This is a genomic window from Pseudomonas sp. NPDC087803 (genome assembly GCF_044742995.1).
Lineage (GTDB): Bacteria > Pseudomonadota > Gammaproteobacteria > Pseudomonadales > Pseudomonadaceae > Aquipseudomonas.
In genome coordinates this window covers 1-21,925 of sequence record NZ_JBIUVO010000045.1, presented here as the reverse complement: position 1 = coordinate 21,925, position 21,925 = coordinate 1, and the positions used below count along the sequence as shown (strand labels likewise).

Sequence of the window (21,925 nt, the reverse complement as noted above, 5' to 3'; positions counted from 1 at the left end):
AGAACGGCGGCTTCGACTGCTCTCATTTTGCTCATGGTTTTGTGCCTCTTTACGTTTTGTAATTGTATACAAGTGGCTTTGCGCAGAGTGTATTCACGGCGGACGGCGCAGGTCAATCCATTTTCTCAAGCGCCTGTTTCATTCGTCGTAAGCCCGGTTCTACTGTGGCTTTTCGTCGCATGTGGCGCTTTTCGAGAATTATTGTATACAAAAAAATAATTCATTGTGTTCTATTTGTGGCATCGGGCTGCGGCACTTGAGCGCAGCCCCACGACTTTCCCAATAACAAAATGAGGACGGCACCATGAGCGCTTTAACCTTGAAAGTCGCAGTCAACCTGGTCAACCAGGCCATCAGCACCGGACGCGGCATCAACGCCGCGCCGCTGACCATCGCGGTACTCGATACCGGCGGCCACCTGATCACCCTGCAACGCGAAGACGGCGCCAGCCTGCTGCGCCCGAACATTGCCATCGGCAAAGCCTGGGGCGCCATCGCCCTGGGCAAGGGCTCACGCCTGCTGGCACTGGACGCCCAACAACGCCCGGCCTTCATCGCCGCACTCAACAGCATGGGTCAGGGCAGCGTCGTCCCGGCTCCGGGCGGGGTGCTGATTCGTGATCAGGCGGGGAATGTGCTGGGTGCGATCGGCATCAGCGGCGATCTGTCGGATATTGATGAGCAGGTGGCGATCAAAGCGGTGGAGGCGCTGGATTTAAGGGCGGATGCGGGGGTGGCGGCTTGATCTGTAGCGTCTGATCGAAAGTCATCGCTGGCAAGCCAGCTCCCACAAGGTTTTGTATTGGGCAACGAGTTGTGAACGACACAAACCACTGTGGGAGCTGGCTTGCCAGCGATGGCGGCCTGTCTGACACATCAAGAAAAAAGACCAAACCAATCAAACAGATCATTGAGGTCTAGCCTTCTGATGAACTCATCATGAAGGGGCAATGGATTGCCTGATCTTCCCGCTTCACATCGTCTGCGAACCGGCCGCTACGCCGAAGCCAATCGAATCTATCTTCTGACAACCAACACGCTTGATCGCGAGCCGATCTTTGCTGACTTCGCTTTGGGCAAATTGGTCGTTCGTCAATTTCGGCGGGCACAAGAGCTTGGGCTGGCGAATTCACTGGCGTGGGTGGTGATGCCGGATCATTTTCACTGGTTGATTGAGCTGGAAAGCTGTTCTTTGCGCAGACTGATGCGCGAGACCAAGTCCCTGGCTACTCGAGAGGTGAACCATTGCACCGGCAGGAGCGGCCCGCTATGGCAACAGGGCTATCACGACCGGGCGCTTCGAATGGAAGATGATTTGGTAAAAATGGCCCGGTATGTGGTGGCCAATCCGTTACGGGCTGGACTGGTGGAGAAGCTTGGCGACTATCCGCTGTGGGATGCAGTTTGGCTTTAGCACTTCTGAATCGAGTTGCCCCTATCGCTGGCAAGCCAGCTCCCACAGGGATTTGCGTCGTTCGCAAAAATTGTTTTCAACACAAACAGCTGTGGGAGCTGGCTTGCCAGCGATAAGGGCACCGCGGTCTCACTGATCCGGCTCACACCCTTTCAACACCAACCGGATAATCGTCTGCGCCGCCGCCTCGTAATCCGCCTCGTCGAGCTTGTCCTTGCCGGTGACCGCAGAAATCTGCCAGTCGAAGTCGGCGTAGGTCTGAGTCGCGGCCCAGATGCTGAACATCAGGTGGTTGGGGTCGATCGGGGCGATCTGGCCGCGGTCGATCCAGCTCTGGATGCAGTCGATGTTGTGCTTGGCCTGGCTGTTGAGCTGCTCGACCAGATCGGCGCTCAGGTGCGGGGCGCCGTGCATGATTTCGCTGGAGAACACCTTGGAGGCGAAGGGCAGGTCGCGGGAGATGCGGATCTTCGAGCGGATGTAGCCGCTGAGCACTTCGCTCGGTACGCCGTCCGGGTTGAACGGGGTCGAGGCCTGCAGGATCGGCACGATGATGCTTTCCAGAACCTCGCGGTAGAGGTTTTCCTTGGACTTGAAGTAGTAGTAGACGTTGGGCTTGGGCAATCCTGCCTTGGCGGCGATGTCGCTGGTTTTGGTCGCAGCGAAGCCCTTGTCGGCAAATTCCTCACTGGCGGCACGCAGGATCAGTTCTTTGTTGCGCTCGCGGATTGTGCTCATAAACCCGGTGGTTCCTTGCCTGTTCTGGCGGTTGCGCATGGTAGCACCGGCCTCGCGCGTGGCTCAAGAATGCCCCGTCGCACCGCCCGGCGGTGCTGGCTGTCGCGGGGCTGAACGAAGCAGCGGATCTTCGGGTGAACCGGTGAGGCGCTGCTAGAGTTCAACACAGCGATCAAGCCATTGGCCATGGATTTGCCTTGTCGGGCCGGGCTTCATTTTCCATTGCCGTGCAGCACTGTCGGCCCGTTCGAGTGAAACGCCGTGGAAAAACCCAGACGCAGGACATTCGGCCTGGCCATCCTCACGCTGGGGATCGTATTGCTCGCGCTGCTGCTGTGGATGTTTCTCGCTTCGAATCAACGCAAGCCCAAACCGCCGCCGCCCGCCGAGCCGGTGGCCGTAGTCGCGGTCAAGTTGCAGGATGTGCCGGTGTACATTGATGCGCTCGGCACGGTCACGCCGACCCGCAGTGTGACGGTGATTTCCCAGGTCGATGGCATTCTCAGCTCGGTCGAATTCGAGGAAGGTCAGCAGGTGCACAAGGGCCAGGTCATCGCCCGCATTGACGACCGCGCGCTGAAGGCGCAATTGCAGGTGGCCAAGGGCACGCTGATGCACGATCAGGCGTTGCTCGCCAACGCGGTGCGCGATCTGGCGCGTTATCGCGAACTGATCAAGGTCGGCTCCACTACCCAGCAAACCCTCGACACCCAGGCCTCGCTGGTGCAGCAACTGCAAGGCACGGTCGCTTCCGATCAGGGCAGCGTGCAGAACCTCGAAGTGCAATTGAGCTACTGCACCATTACCTCGCCGGTCGATGGCGTGGTTGGCCTGCGTCAGGTCGATCCCGGCAACTACGTGACCACCACCAGCACCACCGGGATTGCAGTGATCACCCAGATGACCCCGGCCACCGTGGTGTTTGCCGTGCCCGAGGATGATCTGGGCGCAATCAATCAGGCCATGGCCAAAGGCGCGGTGACAGTCCTCGCCTACGACCGCAACAAGCACAATCTTTTGGCCACCGGCAAGTTGCTGGCGCTGGATAACCAGGTCGACACCAGCACCGGCACGATCAAGGTCAAGGCGCAGTTCGATGATGCGGGCAAGGCGCTGTTCCCCAATCAGTTCGTCAACGCACGGCTCAAGGCCGACACCCTGAGCCAGGTCAGCGTGGTGCCGACCCGGGCGGTCCAGCACGGCAGCAAGGGCGATTTCGTCTTTGTCGTGGTCGATCCAGGCAACAAGGTCAGCCTGCGCAACATCAAGACCGGCCCGGCGACGGGCGATGTCTCGGCGGTGCTCGACAACGGCGTGAAGGCCGGCGAGCAAGTGGTCACCGAAGGTGCCGACAAACTCGACGACGGCTCTGCGGTGAAAGTCGTCGCACAGTGAGGAGACGCCCGCCATGAACGTCTCGCGGCCCTTTATCGAACGCCCGGTCGCCACCACGCTGTTGATGGTGGCGGTGCTGTTGCTCGGCCTGCTCGGTTATCACTTGCTCTCGGTGTCGGCGCTGCCCGAGGTCGATTACCCGACCATTCAGGTCTTCACCCAATACCCCGGCGCGAGTCCCGAGGTGATCAGTTCGTCGATCACCGCGCCGCTGGAGCGCCAGCTCGGTGAAATGCCGGGCCTCAAGTCGATGAACTCCACCAGCTCCGACGGCGCCTCGGTGGTGACCCTGCAATTCGATCTTTCGCTGTCGCTGGATGTCGCCGAACAGGAAGTCCAGGCGGCGATCAATGCCGCCGGCACGTTCCTCCCGGCCAACCTGCCGTACCCGCCGGTGTACAGCAAGGTCAATCCGGCCGATGCGCCGGTGCTGACCCTGTCGCTGACCTCCGACGTGCTGCCGCTGACCAAGGTTGAAGACCTCGCCGACACGCGGCTGGCGCAGAAAATCTCGCAGATCACCGGCGTTGGTCTGGTCACTATCAGCGGTGGTCAGCGCCCGGCGGTGCGGGTCGAGGCCAACACCTCGGCGCTGAACAGTCTCGGTCTGTCCCTCGATGATCTGCGCACCGCGCTGGGCACGGCCAACGTCAATCAGGCCAAGGGCAATATCGACGGCAAATATCAGGCGTATTCGATCGGCACCAACGACCAGTTGCAGTCGGCCGAGGCGTACCGCGATCTGGTGATCGCCTACAAGAACGGCGCGCCGATTCGCCTGTCGCAGATCGCCAGTTCGACTCAGGGCCCGGAGAATCCGCGGCAAGCGGCGTGGACCGACAGCACGCCGTCGATTGTCCTGAACATCCAGCGCCAACCCGGCGCGAATGTGATCGAGGTGGTCGACCGCGTGCAGCAACTATTGCCCAAGTTACGCGCCAGTCTGCCGGCGACGCTCAAGGTCAACGTGCTCACCGACCGCACGCAAACCATTCGTGCTTCGGTCACCGACGTGCAGTACGAACTGGGTGTGGCGGTGCTGCTGGTGGTGATCGTGATTTTCCTGTTCCTGCGCAATCTTCCGGCGACGATCATTCCGGCGGTGACCGTGCCGCTGACCCTGGTCGGCACGCTGGCAGTGGCATACGGGCTGGGCTTTTCGCTGAATAACCTGACGCTGATGGCGCTGACCATCGCCATCGGTTTTGTGGTTGATGACGCCATCGTCATGATCGAGAACATCACACGCTACATCGAGGCCGGCGACTCGCCGATGGAGGCTGCACTCAAGGGTTCCGAGCAGATCGGCTTCACCATTATTTCGCTGTCGGTGGCGCTGATCGCCGTGATGATCCCGCTGCTGTTCATGGGCGACGTGGTCGGGCGATTGTTCCGCGAATTCGCCATGACCGTGGCAGTGACCATCGTCATCTCGGCGCTGATCACTCTGACCCTGACGCCGATGATGTGCTCGCGCATGCTCAAGGACAGACACGAGGAGCGCCGGGTCGATTTCTTCGACCGGATCAACGGCTATTACGTCAAAGGCCTGGACTGGGTGCTGCTGCATCGCGGGCTGACGTTGCTCTCGGTGGTGTGCACGGCGGCGCTGACATTGCTGATCATCGTGGTCATGCCCAAGGGCTTCTTCCCCGAGCAGGACACCGGGCTGATCCAGGGTATTTCCCAGGCCTCGCCGAGCATTTCCTTTCAGCAGATGCAGGTCGAACAACAACGGCTGGCGGCACGCATTCTCAAGGATCCGGCGGTGGCCAGCCTGTCGTCGTTCGTCGGTATCGACCAGACCAACCCGACGATCAATCAGGGCAACCTGCTGATCAACCTCAAGCCCCACGGTGACCGTGACAGCAGCGCGGCGGTGATTCGCCGACTGTCCGATGCCAACGCCGATGACGCCGGGATTCGCCTGTACCTGCACAGCGTGCAGGACCTGACCCTCGACGCCACGGTCTCGACCACCAGCTACCGCCTCGGCCTGCAGGCCACCGATCCGGATGAGTTGGAGCAGTGGACCAACACATTGCTGGCGGCAATCAAGCAGGACCCGATGTTCACCGATGTGCAGAGTCAGGCACTGCAATTCGGCAATCAGATCCAGCTCAACTTCGACCGCGCCACCGCTTCGCGGCTGGGCATCACCCCGCAGGCCATCGACGATGTGCTGTACGACGCCTTCGGCCAGCGCCAAGTGTCGACCATCTACACCCAGCTCAACCAGTATCACGTGGTGATCGCCACCGATCATCCGCCGCGCAATCTCGCCGATCTGCTGACCGGGCTCTATGTCGACATTCCTGGCGGCGGGGTGGCGCCGCTGTCGAGCATGGCAACCATGCAGGTGATTCGCGCGCCGGTGACCATCAACCGCCTCGGGCAATTTCCCTATGCCGACGTGTCGTTCAACCTTGCACCTGGGCAGACCCTCGGCGCGGCGGTAACGCGGCTCAAGGACATCGAGACCAAGGCCGGCCTGCCGCTGTCGGTGCAGGCCAATCTTGAGGGGGCGGCGGCGACGTTCGAGGCGTCGCTGTCCAATCAGGTGTTTCTGGTGCTGGCGGCAATCATCGTGGTGTACCTGATGCTGGGCATTCTCTACGAGAGCTTCGTGCACCCGGTGACGATTCTTTCGACCTTGCTCTCGGCAGCGCTGGGCGCGCTGCTGGCGTTGCTGATCACCGGCACGCAGTTCGACATCATCGGCCTGATCGGCATCGTGCTGTTGATCGGGATCGTGATGAAGAACGGCATCATGATGGTCGACTTCGCCCTGGAGCTTGAGCGCGAGGGCGGGCTCGATGCCGTGGCGGCGATTCGTCAGGCGGCCGAGTTGCGTTTTCGGCCGATCCTGATGACCAGCATGGCCTCGCTGTTTGGCGCGGTACCGCTGGCGCTGGGCACCGGGATCGGCTCGGAGCTGCGTCATCCGCTGGGCATCGCGATCATCGGCGGGCTGCTGTTGAGCCAGTTGCTGACGCTGTTCTCGACCCCGGTGATTTTCCTCGCCATGCACAGCCTGCAGCAGCGTTTCAGCCGACAGCGGCCAGCGCAGGTCGAAGGCTATCGCGATGAACCTTAGCGCGCCGTTCATCCAGCGCCCGATCGCCACCACCCTGCTGGCGGTGGGGCTGGCGCTGTTCGGCGTGCTGGCGTTCAACCTGCTGCCGGTGGCGCCGCTGCCGGAAGTGGATTTCCCCACCATCAGCGTGCGCGCCTCGTTGCCCGGTGCTGATCCGAGCACTGTCGCATCGTCGGTGGCGACCCCGCTGGAGCGCCAGTTCGGGCAGATCGCCGGGGTCACCGAAATGACCTCGTCGAGTTCGCTGGGCGCGACGCGCATCACCTTGCAGTTCGACCTCAACCGCGACATCGACGGCGCCGCCCGCGATGTGCAGGCGGCGATCAACGCGGCGCGCAGCAACCTGCCCAGCGACCTGTCCGGCAACCCGACCTACCGCAAGGTCAACCCGGCCGACTCGCCGATCCTGATCCTCAGCCTGACCTCCGACAGCGCCACACGCGGGCAGATGTATGACGTGGCCTCGACCCTGCTCGAACAACGCCTGTTGCAGACCACTGGAGTCGGTGACGTGACGGTGGGCGGCGCGGCGCTGCCGGCGGTGCGCATCGAGCTCAATCCGGATCGGCTCAACCGCTACGGCGTCAGCCTCGAACAGGTGCGCCAGGTAATTCAGGCGTCCAACGTCAATCTGCCCAAGGGCACGGTCTCGCTCGGCGCTCAATCCTATGGCCTGAAGGCCAACGACATGCTCTATCAGGGCGCCGATTACGGGCCGCTGGTGGTGAAGAAAAACAATGGCGATCTGGTGCGCATTGCCGATCTCGGTGACGTCAGCGAAGACGTTGAAGACCTGCGCAACTTCGGCCTGTCCAATGGCAAACCGGCGGTGCTGCTGGTGGTGTTCAAGCAGCCCGGTGCCAACGTCATCGACACCGTCGATGCGGTGAAGGCGGATCTGCCGTTTCTGCAAAGCTCGATCCCCTCGGCAATCAAGATCAACATCCTGATGGACCGCACCACCACCATTCGCGCCTCGTTGCATGATGTGGAAATGACCCTGCTGATCTCGATTGCGCTGGTGACGCTGGTGACGTTCGGCTTCTTTCGTGACTGGCGCAGCACGCTGATCCCGGCCATCGTCGTGCCGCTGTCGCTGCTCGGCACGTTTGGTGCGATGTACTTTCTCGGCTACAGCCTGAACAACCTGTCGCTGATGGCGCTGACCATTTCCACCGGGTTTGTGGTGGACGATGCGATCGTGGTGGTCGAGAACATCATGCGCCATCTGGAGAAGGGCGAGAGCCGTGTGCAGGCGGCGCTGGCCGGGGCGCGCGAGGTCGGCTTCACGGTGATGACCATCAGTGTGTCGCTGGTGGCGGTGTTCATTCCGTTGCTGCTGATGGGCGGGGTGGTCGGGCGGTTGTTCCGCGAGTTTTCGATTTCGCTGTCGGTGGCCATCGTGATTTCGATGCTGGTGTCGCTGACCGTGACGCCGATGCTCGCCAGCGTGCTGTTGCGCACCCATGAGCAGGCGGGCGATGGCGAGGACCATCCGGACTCGCGTTTTCATCGCTTCTACGATCGCACCCTCGGCTGGGTGGTCGAGCACTCGTTGCTGATGGGCCTGCTGACGATGCTGGTAATCGTGCTGGCCTGTGTGCTGTACGTGCTGGTGCCCAAGGGCTTCTTCCCGCAAGAAGACACCGGGCGCATGTCTGGCAGCATCATTGCTTCGCAGAGCATTTCCTTTGGTGCGATCCAGGCGAATTTCAGCGAGATCAACCACAAGGTCCTGAGCAATCCGAACGTGGCCACCGTCGGTGGTTTTGTCGGCGGTGGCGGCGGGATCGGCGGCGCGGTGAACAGTGCGCAGTTGTTCATTACCCTCAAATCACTGGCCGATCGCAAGGACAGCGCCGATCAGGTCATCGGGCAGATTCGCCGCACCCTGGGCGACATGCCCGGTACCCGGCTGTACCTGCAATCGGCGCAGGACATCACCGTTGGCGGGCGGCAGAGCGGGGCGCAATATCAGTACACGATGACCGCCGATGACCAGAGCACCCTCGACGAGTGGGTGCCGAAAGTCGTGGCGGCGTTGCACGGCTTGCCGCAACTGACCGACATCAACACCGACCAGCAGGACAACAGCCTGATGGCCAGCGTGACCGTCAATCGTGATGCGGCGGCGCGACTGGGCGTGAGCATGTCGGCCATCGACCAGACCCTGTACGACGCCTTCGGCCAGCGTCAGGTCTCGACCATCTACCGCGCCGCCAACCAGTATCACGTGGTGATGGAAGTCGCGCCGCCGTACTGGGCTGACCCGGCCACCCTGAAAAATGTCTACGTGCCGGTGGGCACGGCGGCCGTCACCACCAAGGGCGCTGCGGCGGCGCCCAACCTCAGCGCCACCGCCTCGCAACCGTTGGTGCCACTGTCGGCTGTTGCTGATTATTCGGTGGGGCGCACAGCGATTTCGATCAGTCATCAGGGCACCTTTCCAGCGGTGACCGCTTCGTTCAACCTCGCGCCAGGCGTATCCATCGGTCAGGCGACGGCGTTAGTTGAAAACGCCGTGAAGCAATTGCGCATGCCGGCCAGCGTGGTCGGCCAGTTCGCCGGCACCGCGCAGGTGTTCCAGTCTTCGGTGGCCAGTGAACCGCTGCTGATCGTCGCGGCGCTGCTGTCGGTGTATGTCGTGCTGGGGATGCTTTACGAGAGTCTGGTGCATCCGCTGACGATTCTTTCGACCTTGCCCTCGGCCGGGGTCGGTGCGTTGATCGCGTTGCTGCTGACGGGGACTGAACTGTCGATCATCGCGCTGGTGGGGGTGATTCTGTTGATCGGGATCGTGAAGAAGAACGCGATCATGATGATCGACTTCGCCATCACCGAGCGCCGCGAATTCGGCCTGAGCGCGAAAGAAGCAATTCGCCGCGCCTGCCTGATCCGTTTCCGCCCGATCATGATGACCACGCTGGCGGCGATCCTCGGCGCACTGCCACTGGTGCTCGGCACCGGCTATGGCTCGGAGCTGCGCCGACCGTTGGGAATTTCGATCATTGGCGGCTTGCTGTTCAGCCAGTTGCTGACGCTGTACACCACGCCGGTGATCTACCTTTGGCTGGATCGGGCGTCGCAGCGCCTGAAGCGTAGGGAGCAATAGATGAAACGTCGCAAATCCCCTGTGGGAGCGGGCTTGCTCGCGAAGACGGCGGGTCAGCCAGCATTGTTGGTGAAGGTGAAATCGCTTTCGCGAGCAAGCCCGCTCCCACAGGGGCGAGTGCTGGCATTGATCATGGCGCTGTTGTTGAGTGGCTGCATGGTCGGTCCGGATTATCAGAAACCGGCCATGGAACTGCCGACCTCCTTCAAGGAAGGCACCCAATGGCAGCGCGCCCAGGCCAATCCGCAGGGGGCGCTGGACAGCCAGTGGTGGCGGATTTATCAGGATCCGCTACTCAACGATCTGGTCGAACGCTCGGCCACGGCCAACCCGTCGATCATTGGTGCCGAAGCCGCGTATCGGCTGGCGCAGGCGCAAGTGGCATCGAGCCGCGCCGGGTTGTGGCCGACGGTGGGCGTGGGCTTGTCCGGCGCGCGCGGGGTCGGTGGCGGGGCCAGCGGCAGCACCACCAGCGGTTTGACCGGTAGCAGTGGCGGCACGGTTGAGCAGACCGTCAGTGCGACCCTGAGCGCCAGTTGGGAGCCGGATCTGTGGGGCCAGGTGCGCCGTGGTATCGAGTCGAGTCAGGCCTCGCTGCAATCGTCCGACGCATTACTCGCCGGGGTGCGGCTGTCGATCGGTGCCAGCGTGGCGACCAATTATCTGGGGTTGCGGCAACTGGATATCGACATTGATCTGTTGCAACAACAGCAGGCCATCAACCAGCAATTGCTGAGCATGATTCAGGCGCAAACCGTGCAGGGCACGGCCACCAACGATCAACTGCTGGTGGCCCAGGATCAACTGAGCACGGTGATCGCTGCGCTGCAAAACGCCCAGCGTTCCCGCGAGCAGGCCGAGCATGCGCTGGCGGTACTGGTGGGTGTGGCGCCGGCGCAGTTCGATTTGCCCAAGGCTGCCGACTATCAGTTCACCACGCCGATGCCGCCACCGGTGTTGCCGTCGAATCTGCTGCTGCGCCGTCCCGATGTGGTCTCCGCCGAGCGCTTGGCTGCGGCGGCCAACGCACGAATCGGTGTCGCCGAAGCGGCGTTTTTCCCGACCTTGAGCCTGACCGCCGAAGGTGGTTTTCGCGGCACCGCACTGGGTGGTCTGTTCTCGGTACCGAACCGCATCTGGACCCTCGGCCCGGCGCTGGCCGAAACCATTTTCGACGGCGGCGCCCGCGAAGCGGCCAAGCAGGAAGCCGAGGCCACTTACGATCAGGACGTGGCGAATTATCGCGGCACGGTGCTGGGCGCGTTGCAGAACGTCGAGGACAACCTGTCGGCAATCAATCATCTGCACACCCAGGCGCAGGCCTACGCGCAGATGTTCCAGCGCAACCAGCAATTGTTCGGCAGCCAGCAGGCGCAGCAGCGCGCGGGTACGGTCAGCCAGCAAACGGTGCTGACCCAGCAACTGCTGCTGTTGCAGGCCGAGCAGAATCTGCGTGACACCCAGGGTTTGCTCAGTCAGGGCAGCGTCGCGCTGTTCCAGAGCATCGGGGGTGGCTGGCAGGTGCCATAGCGTCTCGCTCCGGTGAGTCCGGCACGGTATGCTGCGCGGCATTATTCACATAAGGAAACATGATTCATGGCAGGAAGCAGTTTGCTGGTGCTGATCGACGACATCGCCACCGTTCTGGACGATGTGGCGTTGATGAGCAAAATGGCCGCGAAGAAGACTGCCGGGGTGCTCGGCGATGACTTGGCGCTCAATGCCCAGCAAGTCTCCGGGGTGCGCGCCGAGCGGGAAATTCCCGTGGTCTGGGCGGTGGCCAAGGGCTCGTTCCTGAACAAACTGATTCTGGTGCCGTCGGCGCTGGCGATCAGTGCGTTCGTGCCGTGGCTGGTGACGCCGCTGCTGATGGTCGGCGGTGCGTACTTGTGCTTCGAAGGTTTCGAAAAACTCGCGCACAAGTTCCTGCACAGCAAGGCCGAAGATGATGCCGACCACGCGCAACTGAGCGCGGCGGTGGCCGAGCCGACTAGCGATCTGGTGGCCTACGAGCAGGACAAGATCAAAGGCGCGATCCGCACCGACTTCATCCTCTCGGCAGAAATCATCGCCATCACCCTCGGTACCGTCGCCGACGCTTCGCTGACTCAGCAAGTGATCGTGATGTCGGGCATCGCCATTGTCATGACCGTCGGTGTTTATGGCCTGGTGGCCGGCATCGTCAAACTCGACGATCTCGGCCTGTGGCTGACGCAAAAAACCGGTGCAGCAGCAAAAGGCATCGGTAACGCGATCCTGCGCGCTGCGCCGTACATGATGAAAGGCCTGTCGGTGATCGGCACGGCGGCGATGTTCCTGGTCGGCGGTGGCATCCTTACCCACGGCATTCCTGTGGTGCATCACTGGATTGAAAGTGTCGGTGCGGCGGCCGGTAGTGCCGGGTTCGCAGTGCCTGTGCTGCTCAACGGCGTGGCGGGGATTATCGCCGGTGCGGTGGTGCTGGCGGTGGTTTCGGTGGTCGGCAAGATCTGGCGCGCGATCAAAGGATAAACACGGTTTCTTTGTAGGAGTGAGCCTGCTCGCGATGAGGTCGTGTCAGTCACCTTTTATGTGTCAGATACACCGCTATCGCGAGCAGGCTCACTCCTACAGTTTGATCTTTGTTGTGTCATGAAAAAGGGCCATTCGACTCGCATCGAATGGCCCTTTTTGGTTGCCGTTGAGGTTACTCGGCAATCTGCAGTTTGCGCGACTCGGTGTACACGTAGCGTACTTTCTCGTACTCGAACGGCGAGTTCATCTGGCCGTAACGGAAGTTGGTCTGGTAGCGCTTGTCGACAGCGCGCAGGGCCCAGATTTCCGGGTGGTTTTCGCTGACTTTCGACACGTTCAGGTAGTTGATCGCCGATTCGGCGGTGTAGTCCACGGCCAGGCCGGCGGTGTCGCGGATGTTCGACGGGCCGAAAACCGGCAACACGAAGTAGGCACCGCCCGGTACGCCGTAGAAGCCCAGGGTCTGACCGAAGTCTTCGCTCTGGCGCGGCAGGCCCATGGCGGTGGCCGGGTCCCACAGGCCGGCGACGCCGATGGTGGTGTTGAGCAGCAGGCGCGCCGTGGTTTCCATCGAGCGCTTGCCCTTGAACTGCAGCAGGCTGTTGACCAGGTTCGGCACGTCACCGAGGTTGTTGAAGAAGTTGCTCACCCCGGTGCGCAGGAAGCTCGGCGTCACGTAGCGATAACCGTCGACCACCGGCAGGAATACCCATTGGTCGAAGCGGTAGTTGAAGTGGTAGACGCGGCGGTTCCACGACTCCAGCGGGTCATAGACGTTGAGCGCGTTGAGCGTCGAGCGCTCGAATTCACGCTGGTCCAGCCCCGGGTTGAATTTGAGTTTCGACAGCGGCTCCTTGAAGCCGTCGCTGTCGACCACCACTGGCGCGTTGGCTTTGCTGTTGTCGGCCTGGGCCACGCCTGCACTGAGGAGCGCTGCAATCAGCAGGAGATATTTAGCCACGGAAAAACTCCAGCATGGCGTCGCTGTTGACGCGGTAGTTAAGGTTGCCGCAATGGCCGCCCAGTGGGTAAACGGTCAGGCGATCGCCAAAGGTCTTGCGCAGGAAGCCCAGGTCACCCGGGCCGAGGATCACGTCGTCGGCGTTGTGCATGACGGCGATTTTCGGGCTGTCGTGCAGGTAGTCCTTGAGTGCGTACAGGCTGACCTGGTCGATCAGTTGCAGCAGGCTGCCGCCGTCAGTGCGCGCGCGCCACATCGGAATCACCTGTTCGGTCAGGTAGCAGTCGAAGTCGCATTGCAGCGCACGCTTGAGGAATGGCGTGAGGCTGGTGCCTTCGGTGATCGGGAATTTCGGCGGGGTGATCAGGCCGCGACGGTTGATCAGGTCGGAAGTGAAGGCAATGTCGGCCGCCGAGAAACGGAACGAAGTGCCGATCAGCATCGCCATCTGTTCATTGGTCAGGTGCTGCTTGGACTGCTGGAAGTCGTAGAGCAGGGCGTCGTTGAGGTCGATGTAGCCTTTCTGCTGGAAGTAGCGGGTCAGCTTGTTCAGCACCAGTTCATAGAAAGTGGTGCTGTTGTTGATGCCCTTCACTTCGGTCTGCACCAGCTTGTCGAGGTTGCTGATCGAGGTGTAGAGGTTGACCGGCGGATTGAGCAGCAGGACTTTCTTGAAGTTGAAGCTGCGTCGGGTCTCGTCCAGATGCGCGACGAACGCGGCATCCAGTGCGCCGAGGCTGTAGCCGCTGAGGTAGTACTCGGTGACCGGCAGTTTCGGATGCTGCGCGCGCACGGCCTGCATCACCCGGTACATGTCTTCGGCGTCTTCCTTGGTGATACCGGGTGTGGCGAAGCGTGAAGCGGCGCTGATGAAGTCGAAACTGGTCGGCGACGACAACTGCACGACGTGGTAGCCGGCCTTGTAGTAGAGCTTCTTCAGGTATTCGTTGAGCGTGCTGTCATAGCGCGCGCCGGTGCCGGCGATCAGGAAGATCAGCGGCGCCGGTTTGTCCTGTTCGGCGATGCGGTAGGTGAGTTTTTTCACCGCCCAGAAATTGTCCGGGAGGATGAATGCCCGTTCCGGGCGCAGTGTGATGCTGTGGTCGGACTGATTGATCTCGTCGTTCGACGGCAATTCCGGACGCAGGTCCGGTGGCGTGGTGGCGATGGTCGCCTCGAACGGGTTGGTGAGGGGATAGCCATAACTGGCGGCATCGATATCCACCGCCAGTGCGGACGCACTCAGAATAAGGCCGCTGAACAGCGCGGCGAAGCGCAAGGAACGGAGCATGACTGGATCCCTTAAAGGAAGGTGCCGAATGAAGTTCGCAGGCTATGACCACCGGGCTTGCGCCAAAGTGCCATGCCTCGGCACCAAACAGGCAGAATTCGGAGTAATAGTAGCTGGACGATACACTTTGCAAGGCGCGGATGACCAGTTAACAGTTGTTAGTGCTTGCCAATGCGTGCGGGCAGATTAAGCTGGCCGCCGATTTCGTTGATTGGAGAGTTTCATGTCCCGCCGCTTGCCCGTGATTCTGTTGCTCGTGCTGTTGCCGCTGTGGCTGGCCGCCAGTTATGGCGCACGTTATGGCTTCATGGAAGATGGGCAGTGGGTCGGCATCTGCGTTGATGAAGCGAGCCGTTGGGAATGCACGGTGCGCTCGAACCTCGGGCTGATGATTCACTTCAAGGTGCTGGGCTGGACCGCGCTGGGTGCAGCGCTGCTCGGTTTCGTCCTGCCGGGGCGGGCAGGGTGGTGGCTGGCGGTGCTGGCACTGGTGTTCGGGTTGCCGGCATTGGCGTTGTACAACACGACGTTGGCGGTGTGTGCGCTGGTGATTGCCGGGTTGCGCCTGGTCCGGGCGTCCCGCAGCGCCTGACAGTCAGTCATCGCGGGCAAGCCCGCTCCCACAGGATTTTGGGTGAACACAACATGTGTGTACGACCCGAAAACCTGTGGGAGCTGGCTTGCCAGCGATGAGGCCGGTTCAGGTGCTGAAGATCAGCCCTTGCGAACCCGCAGGCAGCGCCAAAGCGCCGCCACCATCAACCCGCTGACCAACGCCCAGCCCCACGCCTGCTGATTCTGCAAACCTTCCACATACAGCTGCGGTGCAATGCCGGCGCCGATGATAAAGGTCAGCAGGGCGATTTCCCGGCGTGGCACGCTGACCGGACGGCACAGGTAAACCAGCGCCGGCAGGATGAACGCCATACTGGCAAAACTGCGATAGCGTGCGTCGAAGACCATCTCCAGCATCATCACCGCCGCCGCGAAACCTGCCAGCGCCACCAGCCAGCCGGCACGGCGCTCGAGCACATTGAAGGTGCGTTCACGCCAACCCTGGCGCGCGCTCAGGCTCAAGCCGGCATGGGCCAGCACCAACAGATTCAACGCTGTAAGCAAGCCGACCCACAGCCATTCACCGGCAAATCGCGTGGTCACTCGCGCCAGTTCGCCCCAGGCGCCGATCGAGCAGGCGGCCAGCGCCCCGAGCAGCGGCAGGATCAGCGCCGACCGGGTGGTACGCACCCGACCGCCGAGCAGCAGGGTGCCGAGGGAAATCAGCCCGCCGACCGCGAGCCATTCCTTCCAGTACGGCACGTTGCTCACCGGTCCGGCGAGCACGCCCTTGTCCTGGCGATCGGCATCGAACAGGCCCCAGTAACCACCGACCGCACCTTCGCTGCCACGTTTCCATGGCTGGTCGAACGCCTCGATCAGGTTGTAATGCCAGCCTTCCTTCTCGGCCATTGCGACAAAACCGCGAATGAACTTGGCCTCATTGACCCGGCTCGGCAAGGCGGTCTCACGCTGGCGACCTTCGCTGGGCCAGCCGGTCTCGCCGATCATCACGTCTTTGGGCGCGAACTTGTTGCCGAACACCTGACGCACATCCGCCACATGTTGCAGAGCAACGTCGATGTTTGATGGATCATCTTCCCAGTACGGCAGCAAGTGGATGGTCAGGAAATCCACCGCCGGCGCGACTTCCGGGTGCTTGAGCCAGAATTCCCAGACATCGGCATAGGTGACCGGTTGCTTGACCTGGCTTTTGACCTTGTTGATCAGCCTGGCCAGTTGCGCGCCGGTGACTTCCTTGCGCAGCAAGGCTTCGTTGCCGACGATCACCGCGCTGACCACATCCGGGTTGGCGTTGGCCGAGGCAATCAGCAGGTCGACTTCTTTCTCGGTATCCACCGGGTTGCTGTTGACCCAGGCGCCGATCATCAGCTTCAAACCGTGCTTGCGCGCCAGATCCGGCAGAGCCTCAAGGCCGGTCATCGAGTAGGTGCGAATGCATTCGAAGCGCGTTGCCAGCAGGGCGAGGTCGGCGTCCATACGTTCCGGGCGCAGTTTGAACGGCACGTCGAACGGCGACTGATCCTTGTCGAACGGCGTGTAGGAGGCGCATTGCAACTTGTGCGTCGGGGTCGCGGCATCGGGCAGGATCACCGGCTTGCCGAGGCCGTACCAGAAACCGCCGAGGGCAAACAGGCCGAGCAGGCAGGCGAAGAGATAAGGAACAAACGGGAAGCGGGAAGTCGCGGACATGGTCAGGCCGAGTGGCTGCAAAGCGACGCATGTTACCTGCATTTATCCGTGGGTTGGTGGCCTGCATGATTTGCACATGCAAAGTTCGGGCGGATTGTCTGGCGCCAATTATTCAGAGGCGATTAATGGCCTTCTGATGTCGTTTCTCGGTGCCTTGAGGTCGCTGACAGAGCAGGTCGCTGCGGGCGTCAGGCCGATGATCGAAAGCGTCAGTACTCCACTGGCATTCGAGTGAGTTTGCGGTCAGGCGTGATGGGGGCGCTGTGCACCATAACAATACGTTGACGATGCCCGGCATCCGTCGGGCGCAGCATTTCGGGGAAGTAAACGATGAAGATGCGACGACTTTTAGGCGCAGGTGCCGCTCTGGTGCTTGCGATGAGTTCCACATTCGCCAGCGCTGAAAAACAGACCCTGAACATCGGTTACGTTGACGGCTGGTCCGACAGCGTCGCGACCACCCACGTGGCGGCCGAAGTGATCAAACAGAAACTCGGCTACGACGTGAAGCTGCAAGCCGTCGCCACCGGGATCATGTGGCAGGGCGTGGCCACCGGCAAACTCGACGCGATGCTCTCGGCCTGGCTGCCGGTTACCCATGGCGAATACTGGGCGAAGAACAAGGATCTGGTCGTCGATTACGGCCCGAACTTCAAGGACGCGAAAATCGGTCTGATCGTGCCGGAGTACGTCAAAGCGAAATCGATCGAAGACCTCAAGACCGATGACAGCTTCAAGAACCGCATCGTCGGCATCGACGCCGGTTCAGGCGTGATGCTCAAAACCGATCAGGCGATCAAGGATTACGGCCTGGACAAATACACGCTCAAGGCCAGTTCCGGCGCCGGCATGATTGCCGAGCTGACCCGCGCCGAGAAAAAGAACGAGTCGATTGCCGTCACCGGTTGGGTGCCGCACTGGATGTTCGCCAAGTGGAAACTGCGCTTCCTCGACGACCCGAAAGGCGTGTACGGCGCGGCTGAAACCGTGAACAGCATCGGCAGCAAAGAGCTGGACGCCAAGGCTCCGGAAGTCGCCAAGTTCCTGAAAAACTTCCAGTGGGCGTCGAAAGACGAGATCGGCGAAGTCATGCTGGCCATCCAGGACGGCGCCAAGCCTGAAGCAGCGGCCAAGGATTGGGTCGCCAAGCACCCGGATCGCGTGGCTGACTGGACCAAATAAAAGTGCCAACAACGCCTGACCCCTGTGGGAGCGGGCTTGCTCGCGAAAGCGGTGTAACAGTTGACAGAAATGTTGGCTGACACGACGCCTTCGCGAGCAAGCCCGCTCCCACATTTGTTTCTTGTGCACCCTCTCTGGCAGGGTTTACGGCTGTTTCAACGCCTCTTTCCATTTCTTTCGGCTAATTAGCGTCCGAAAATTGGCGAAAACGTCATGTCGTTCTAATACTAAGGTCGTCTGGAACCCGTTCCGCAGCCGCATACAGTGGATATGTTCCAACAATAATCTGTGCTGCGAGGATAAAAACAATGAACGACAGCATTTACCTCTCGATTCAAAACAGCCCGCGCTTCAAGGAGCTGGTGAGAAAAAGGGAAAAATTCGCCTGGATACTCTCGGCGATCATGCTCGGGCTGTACTCCGGATTCATCTTGCTGATCGCCTACGGGCCGCAAGTGCTCGGGGCGAAACTCAGTCCCGGCTCGTCGATTACCTGGGGCATTCCGATTGGTGTCGGCCTGATTGTCTCGGCCTTCATCCTGACCGCGATCTACGTACGGCGCGCCAACGGCGAGTTTGACGACCTGAACAATGCGATTCTCAAGGAGGCTCAGCAATGATCCGGCGTCTACTGGCTCTTTTGAGCATCGCAGCGTTCGCTCCAGCGGTCTGGGCCGCCGATGCCCTGACCGGCGAAGTCCACAAGCAACCGCTCAACGTCGCCGCCATCGCCATGTTCGTGGTGTTCGTCGGTGCGACCCTGTGCATCACTTATTGGGCGTCCAAGCGCAACAAATCGGCCGCCGACTACTATGCGGCGGGCGGCAAGATCACCGGTTTCCAGAACGGTCTGGCGATTGCCGGTGACTACATGTCGGCGGCGTCCTTCCTGGGGATTTCCGCGCTGGTGTTCACTTCCGGCTACGACGGTCTGATCTACTCGATCGGCTTCCTGGTGGGCTGGCCGATCATTCTGTTCCTGATCGCCGAGCGCCTGCGTAACCTGGGCAAGTACACCTTTGCCGACGTGGCGTCCTACCGCCTCGGGCAAACCCAGATCCGCACCCTGTCTGCCTGCGGTTCGCTGGTGGTGGTGGCGTTCTACCTGATCGCGCAAATGGTTGGCGCTGGCAAGCTGATCCAGCTGCTGTTCGGTCTCGACTACTACGTGGCGGTGATTCTGGTCGGTATCCTGATGTGCATGTACGTGCTGTTCGGCGGCATGCTGGCGACCACCTGGGTGCAGATCATCAAGGCTGTGCTGCTGCTGTCCGGTGCCTCGTTCATGGCGCTGATGGTGATGAAGCACGTCAACTTCGACTTCAACATGCTGTTCTCCGAGGCGATCAAGGTTCACCCGAAAGGTGAAGCGATCATGAGCCCGGGCGGTCTGGTGAAAGATCCGATTTCGGCGTTCTCCCTGGGCCTGGCACTGATGTTCGGTACCGCCGGCCTGCCACACATCCTGATGCGCTTCTTCACCGTGAGTGACGCGAAGGAAGCGCGCAAGAGCGTGTTGTACGCGACCGGTTTCATTGGCTACTTCTACATCCTGACCTTCATCATCGGCTTCGGCGCGATCCTGCTGGTCAGCACCAACCCGGCCTTCAAGGATGCGGCGGGCGCTCTGCTCGGCGGTAACAACATGGCGGCGGTGCACCTGGCTGACGCAGTGGGTGGCAGCATCTTCCTTGGGTTCATCTCGGCGGTAGCGTTCGCGACCATTCTGGCGGTTGTCGCCGGTCTGACCCTGGCCGGTGCTTCGGCGGTGTCGCACGACCTGTATGCCAGCGTGATCAAGAAGGGCAAGGCCAACGACAAGGAAGAGATTCGCGTGTCGAAGATCACCACCATCGCCTTGGGCGTGCTGGCGATCGGTCTGGGCATCCTGTTCGAAAGCCAGAACATCGCGTTCATGGTGGGTCTGGCGTTCTCCATCGCGGCGAGCTGCAACTTCCCGGTGCTGTTGCTTTCGATGTACTGGAAGAAGCTGACCACCCGCGGCGCGATGATCGGCGGCTGGCTGGGGCTGGTGAGTGCGGTGGGCCTGATGATCCTTGGCCCGACCATCTGGGTGCAGATTCTGCATCATGAGAAGGCGATCTTCCCGTACGAGTATCCGGCGTTGTTCTCGATGGTTATCGCGTTCATCGGGATCTGGTTCTTCTCGATCACCGACAAGTCGGCGGCGGCCGAGAATGAGCGGGCGCTGTTCTTCCCGCAGTTTGTGCGTTCGCAGACGGGGTTGGGGGCGAGTGGGGCGGTTTCGCACTAAGCGCTGATTACATGGTTTGAGGGAAATGCCCTGGTTGAGAGATCGGGGCATTTTTTTTTGGGGCGGTTATCGGGCTGGAATTGTGTGCATATCCGTTGCTGCGGTAACGGCGGCTCAGGGTTCCGCCCTTACGGCGGGTCACTTTTTCCAGACGCCGAAAAAGTAACCAAAAAGGCTTGCTCCTGCGTTCGGCCCGCTCGCTGGGGCTCGGGGTCCCTTCGCTGCGGGATCGATCCGGGCGCAGCGCCTCCGGTTTGCTTCGCTGCACCTCCTCTCGCTGTGTTTGGCTGCGCCAAACGGTCGCTGCGCTCCCACCCCCGGATCAATCCCTCCACTCAGCCTTCCGACGGGCCCTCAGATCAAAATCAAAAGCGGTACTCGAGCTAACGCTCATTGTGTTGAGTGGGGCGGCTTCGCCGCAGGGGTAGCGCGCAATCTGAACTGTACCTGCTGGCGATGGCGGCCTGACAGCCGACCAATCTCTTGCAGATGCACCCGGCCCAACTGTGGGAGCGGGCTTGCTCGCGAAGGCGGCCTGACACCCGACCAATCTCCAACTGAATACACCCAATCCCATGTAGGAACTGCCGAAGGCTGTGATCTTTTGATCTGCTTTGGCTTTGGCTTTTGATCTTTTGCCCCTTCGGCAGGCCGAGCGAAGGTGTCCATCCGGGGGGCAGGCGCGCAGCGCCATGCGGCGAAGCCGCATCCATCGAGAGGAGGTGCAGCGAAGCAAACCGGAGGCGATGCCCCCGGATGGACACCGTAGCGAGGGAACACTGAGCCTCAGCGAAGTGCCGTACGCCGGGGCAAAGCCTTTTGGGTTACCTTTTCGGCGTTTGGAAAAGGTGACTCGCTGTAAGAGCGAAACCGCCAGCCGCAGCACCCACAGAAACGGATATACACCCAAACCCACAAAACCCCAGTCGGCCCACAGGCCGCTGCAACCAACCAGACAAACAAAAACGGCCTCTATATAAGAGGCCGTTCCCGATCCAACTTCAAGACGTTATCGCAAGACAAGCCTTATTTGCGGTCTTCCAGCTTGGTGATATCACGCGACTCGTAGCCAGTGTACAACTGGCGCGGACGGCCGATCTTGTACGGGCTGGAGAGCATTTCTTTCCAGTGCGAAATCCAGCCGACAGTACGTGCCAGAGCGAAGATCACAGTGAACATGCTGGTTGGAATGCCGATCGCCTTGAGGATGATCCCCGAGTAGAAGTCGACGTTCGGGTACAGCGAGCGCTCGATGAAGTACGGGTCGGTCAGCGCGATCTCTTCCAGGCGCATGGCCAGTTCGAGTTGCGGATCGTTGTTGATGCCCAGTTCTTTCAGTACTTCGTCGCAGGTCTGCTTCATCACAGTCGCGCGCGGGTCGCGGTTCTTGTAAACGCGGTGACCGAAGCCCATCAGCTTGAACGGATCGTTCTTGTCCTTGGCCTTGGCGATGAACTTGTCGATGTTGGACACATCGCCAATTTCGTCAAGCATGGTCAGCACGGCTTCGTTCGCACCGCCGTGGGCAGGGCCCCACAGTGCGGCGATGCCGGCGGCGATACAGGCGAACGGGTTGGCACCCGAGGACCCTGCCAGACGCACGGTGGAGGTCGATGCGTTCTGATCTTGGTCGGAATGGAGGATGAAGATCCGGTCCATGGCCTTGGCGAGTACCGGG

At 61.1% G+C, this 21,925-nt stretch carries 16 protein-coding genes; 11 read left to right on the top strand and 5 right to left on the bottom strand.

Features of this window, described 5'->3' with window-relative positions; all coding sequences use genetic code 11:
- The first annotated feature begins 304 nt into the window (after positions 1 to 304).
- Positions 305 to 745 (top strand): heme-binding protein, encoded by a 441-nt coding sequence (locus ACIOUG_RS19565; RefSeq protein WP_003222968.1) that lies wholly within the window; start codon positions 305 to 307, stop codon positions 743 to 745.
- A gap of 210 nt (positions 746 to 955) precedes the next feature.
- The gene (locus ACIOUG_RS19560; RefSeq protein ID WP_401067888.1) at positions 956 to 1,414 is read left to right on the top strand and encodes an REP-associated tyrosine transposase; all 459 of its coding nucleotides are present in this window, start codon (positions 956 to 958) and stop codon (positions 1,412 to 1,414) included.
- 129 nt (positions 1,415 to 1,543) lie between these two features.
- Here the strand turns inward: ACIOUG_RS19560 and ACIOUG_RS19555 are convergent, their stop codons facing one another.
- A complete protein-coding gene (locus ACIOUG_RS19555) occupies positions 1,544 to 2,152 on the bottom strand; it encodes a TetR/AcrR family transcriptional regulator (protein ID WP_401067885.1) in 609 nt (202 codons plus the stop codon).
- A gap of 261 nt (positions 2,153 to 2,413) precedes the next feature.
- Here ACIOUG_RS19555 and ACIOUG_RS19550 point away from each other — a divergent pair, with 261 nt between their 5' ends.
- The 5 genes from ACIOUG_RS19550 to ACIOUG_RS19530 all read left to right on the top strand — a co-directional run bounded on the left by ACIOUG_RS19550 (position 2,414) and on the right by ACIOUG_RS19530 (position 12,267).
- On the top strand, positions 2,414 to 3,547 hold the full coding sequence (locus tag ACIOUG_RS19550) for an efflux RND transporter periplasmic adaptor subunit (RefSeq protein ID WP_401067882.1): 1,134 nt from the start codon (positions 2,414 to 2,416) through the stop codon (positions 3,545 to 3,547).
- A gap of 13 nt (positions 3,548 to 3,560) precedes the next feature.
- A complete protein-coding gene (locus tag ACIOUG_RS19545; RefSeq protein ID WP_401067879.1) occupies positions 3,561 to 6,644 on the top strand; it encodes an efflux RND transporter permease subunit in 3,084 nt (1,027 codons plus the stop codon).
- A complete protein-coding gene (locus tag ACIOUG_RS19540; protein WP_401067877.1) occupies positions 6,634 to 9,756 on the top strand; it encodes an efflux RND transporter permease subunit in 3,123 nt (1,040 codons plus the stop codon). The genes ACIOUG_RS19545 and ACIOUG_RS19540 overlap by 11 nt, the downstream gene beginning before the upstream one ends.
- 132 nt (positions 9,757 to 9,888) lie before the next feature.
- The gene (locus ACIOUG_RS19535) at positions 9,889 to 11,286 is read left to right on the top strand and encodes an efflux transporter outer membrane subunit (protein WP_401067875.1); all 1,398 of its coding nucleotides are present in this window, start codon (positions 9,889 to 9,891) and stop codon (positions 11,284 to 11,286) included.
- A gap of 66 nt (positions 11,287 to 11,352) precedes the next feature.
- A complete protein-coding gene (locus ACIOUG_RS19530; protein WP_401067873.1) occupies positions 11,353 to 12,267 on the top strand; it encodes a DUF808 domain-containing protein in 915 nt (304 codons plus the stop codon).
- Between the two features lie 175 nt (positions 12,268 to 12,442).
- Here ACIOUG_RS19530 and ACIOUG_RS19525 read toward each other — a convergent pair whose 3' ends face one another.
- Positions 12,443 to 13,231: a VacJ family lipoprotein gene (locus tag ACIOUG_RS19525; RefSeq protein WP_401067870.1), complete on the bottom strand. Its 789-nt coding sequence runs from the start codon at positions 13,229 to 13,231 to the stop codon at positions 12,443 to 12,445.
- Complete coding sequence (locus tag ACIOUG_RS19520) at positions 13,224 to 14,522, bottom strand: serine/threonine protein kinase (RefSeq protein WP_027613946.1); 1,299 nt, start codon at positions 14,520 to 14,522, stop codon at positions 13,224 to 13,226. Before ACIOUG_RS19520 ends, ACIOUG_RS19525 begins: the two co-directional genes overlap by 8 nt.
- A gap of 223 nt (positions 14,523 to 14,745) precedes the next feature.
- On the opposite strand from ACIOUG_RS19520, the gene ACIOUG_RS19515 reads away from it, so the two are divergent.
- Positions 14,746 to 15,114 (top strand): hypothetical protein, encoded by a 369-nt coding sequence (locus tag ACIOUG_RS19515; RefSeq protein ID WP_401067868.1) that lies wholly within the window; start codon positions 14,746 to 14,748, stop codon positions 15,112 to 15,114.
- A gap of 122 nt (positions 15,115 to 15,236) precedes the next feature.
- Here the strand turns inward: ACIOUG_RS19515 and ACIOUG_RS19510 are convergent, their stop codons facing one another.
- Positions 15,237 to 16,832: a beta (1-6) glucans synthase gene (locus ACIOUG_RS19510; RefSeq protein ID WP_401067865.1), complete on the bottom strand. Its 1,596-nt coding sequence runs from the start codon at positions 16,830 to 16,832 to the stop codon at positions 15,237 to 15,239.
- Positions 16,833 to 17,120: 288 nt separating this feature from the next.
- Here ACIOUG_RS19510 and ACIOUG_RS19505 point away from each other — a divergent pair, with 288 nt between their 5' ends.
- From ACIOUG_RS19505 to ACIOUG_RS19495, 3 genes are all read left to right on the top strand, one after another.
- Positions 17,121 to 17,972: a glycine betaine ABC transporter substrate-binding protein gene (locus ACIOUG_RS19505; RefSeq protein ID WP_003222989.1), complete on the top strand. Its 852-nt coding sequence runs from the start codon at positions 17,121 to 17,123 to the stop codon at positions 17,970 to 17,972.
- 308 nt (positions 17,973 to 18,280) lie between these two features.
- Positions 18,281 to 18,592: a DUF485 domain-containing protein gene (locus ACIOUG_RS19500; RefSeq protein ID WP_027613950.1), complete on the top strand. Its 312-nt coding sequence runs from the start codon at positions 18,281 to 18,283 to the stop codon at positions 18,590 to 18,592.
- Positions 18,589 to 20,247, top strand: a complete 1,659-nt coding sequence (locus ACIOUG_RS19495) for a cation acetate symporter (RefSeq protein WP_401067863.1) — start codon at positions 18,589 to 18,591, stop codon at positions 20,245 to 20,247. Before ACIOUG_RS19500 ends, ACIOUG_RS19495 begins: the two co-directional genes overlap by 4 nt.
- 1,026 nt (positions 20,248 to 21,273) lie before the next feature.
- Here the strand turns inward: ACIOUG_RS19495 and ACIOUG_RS19490 are convergent.
- The coding region (locus ACIOUG_RS19490) for a citrate/2-methylcitrate synthase (protein WP_401067861.1) at positions 21,274 to 21,925 on the bottom strand (652 nt) is incomplete at its 5' end.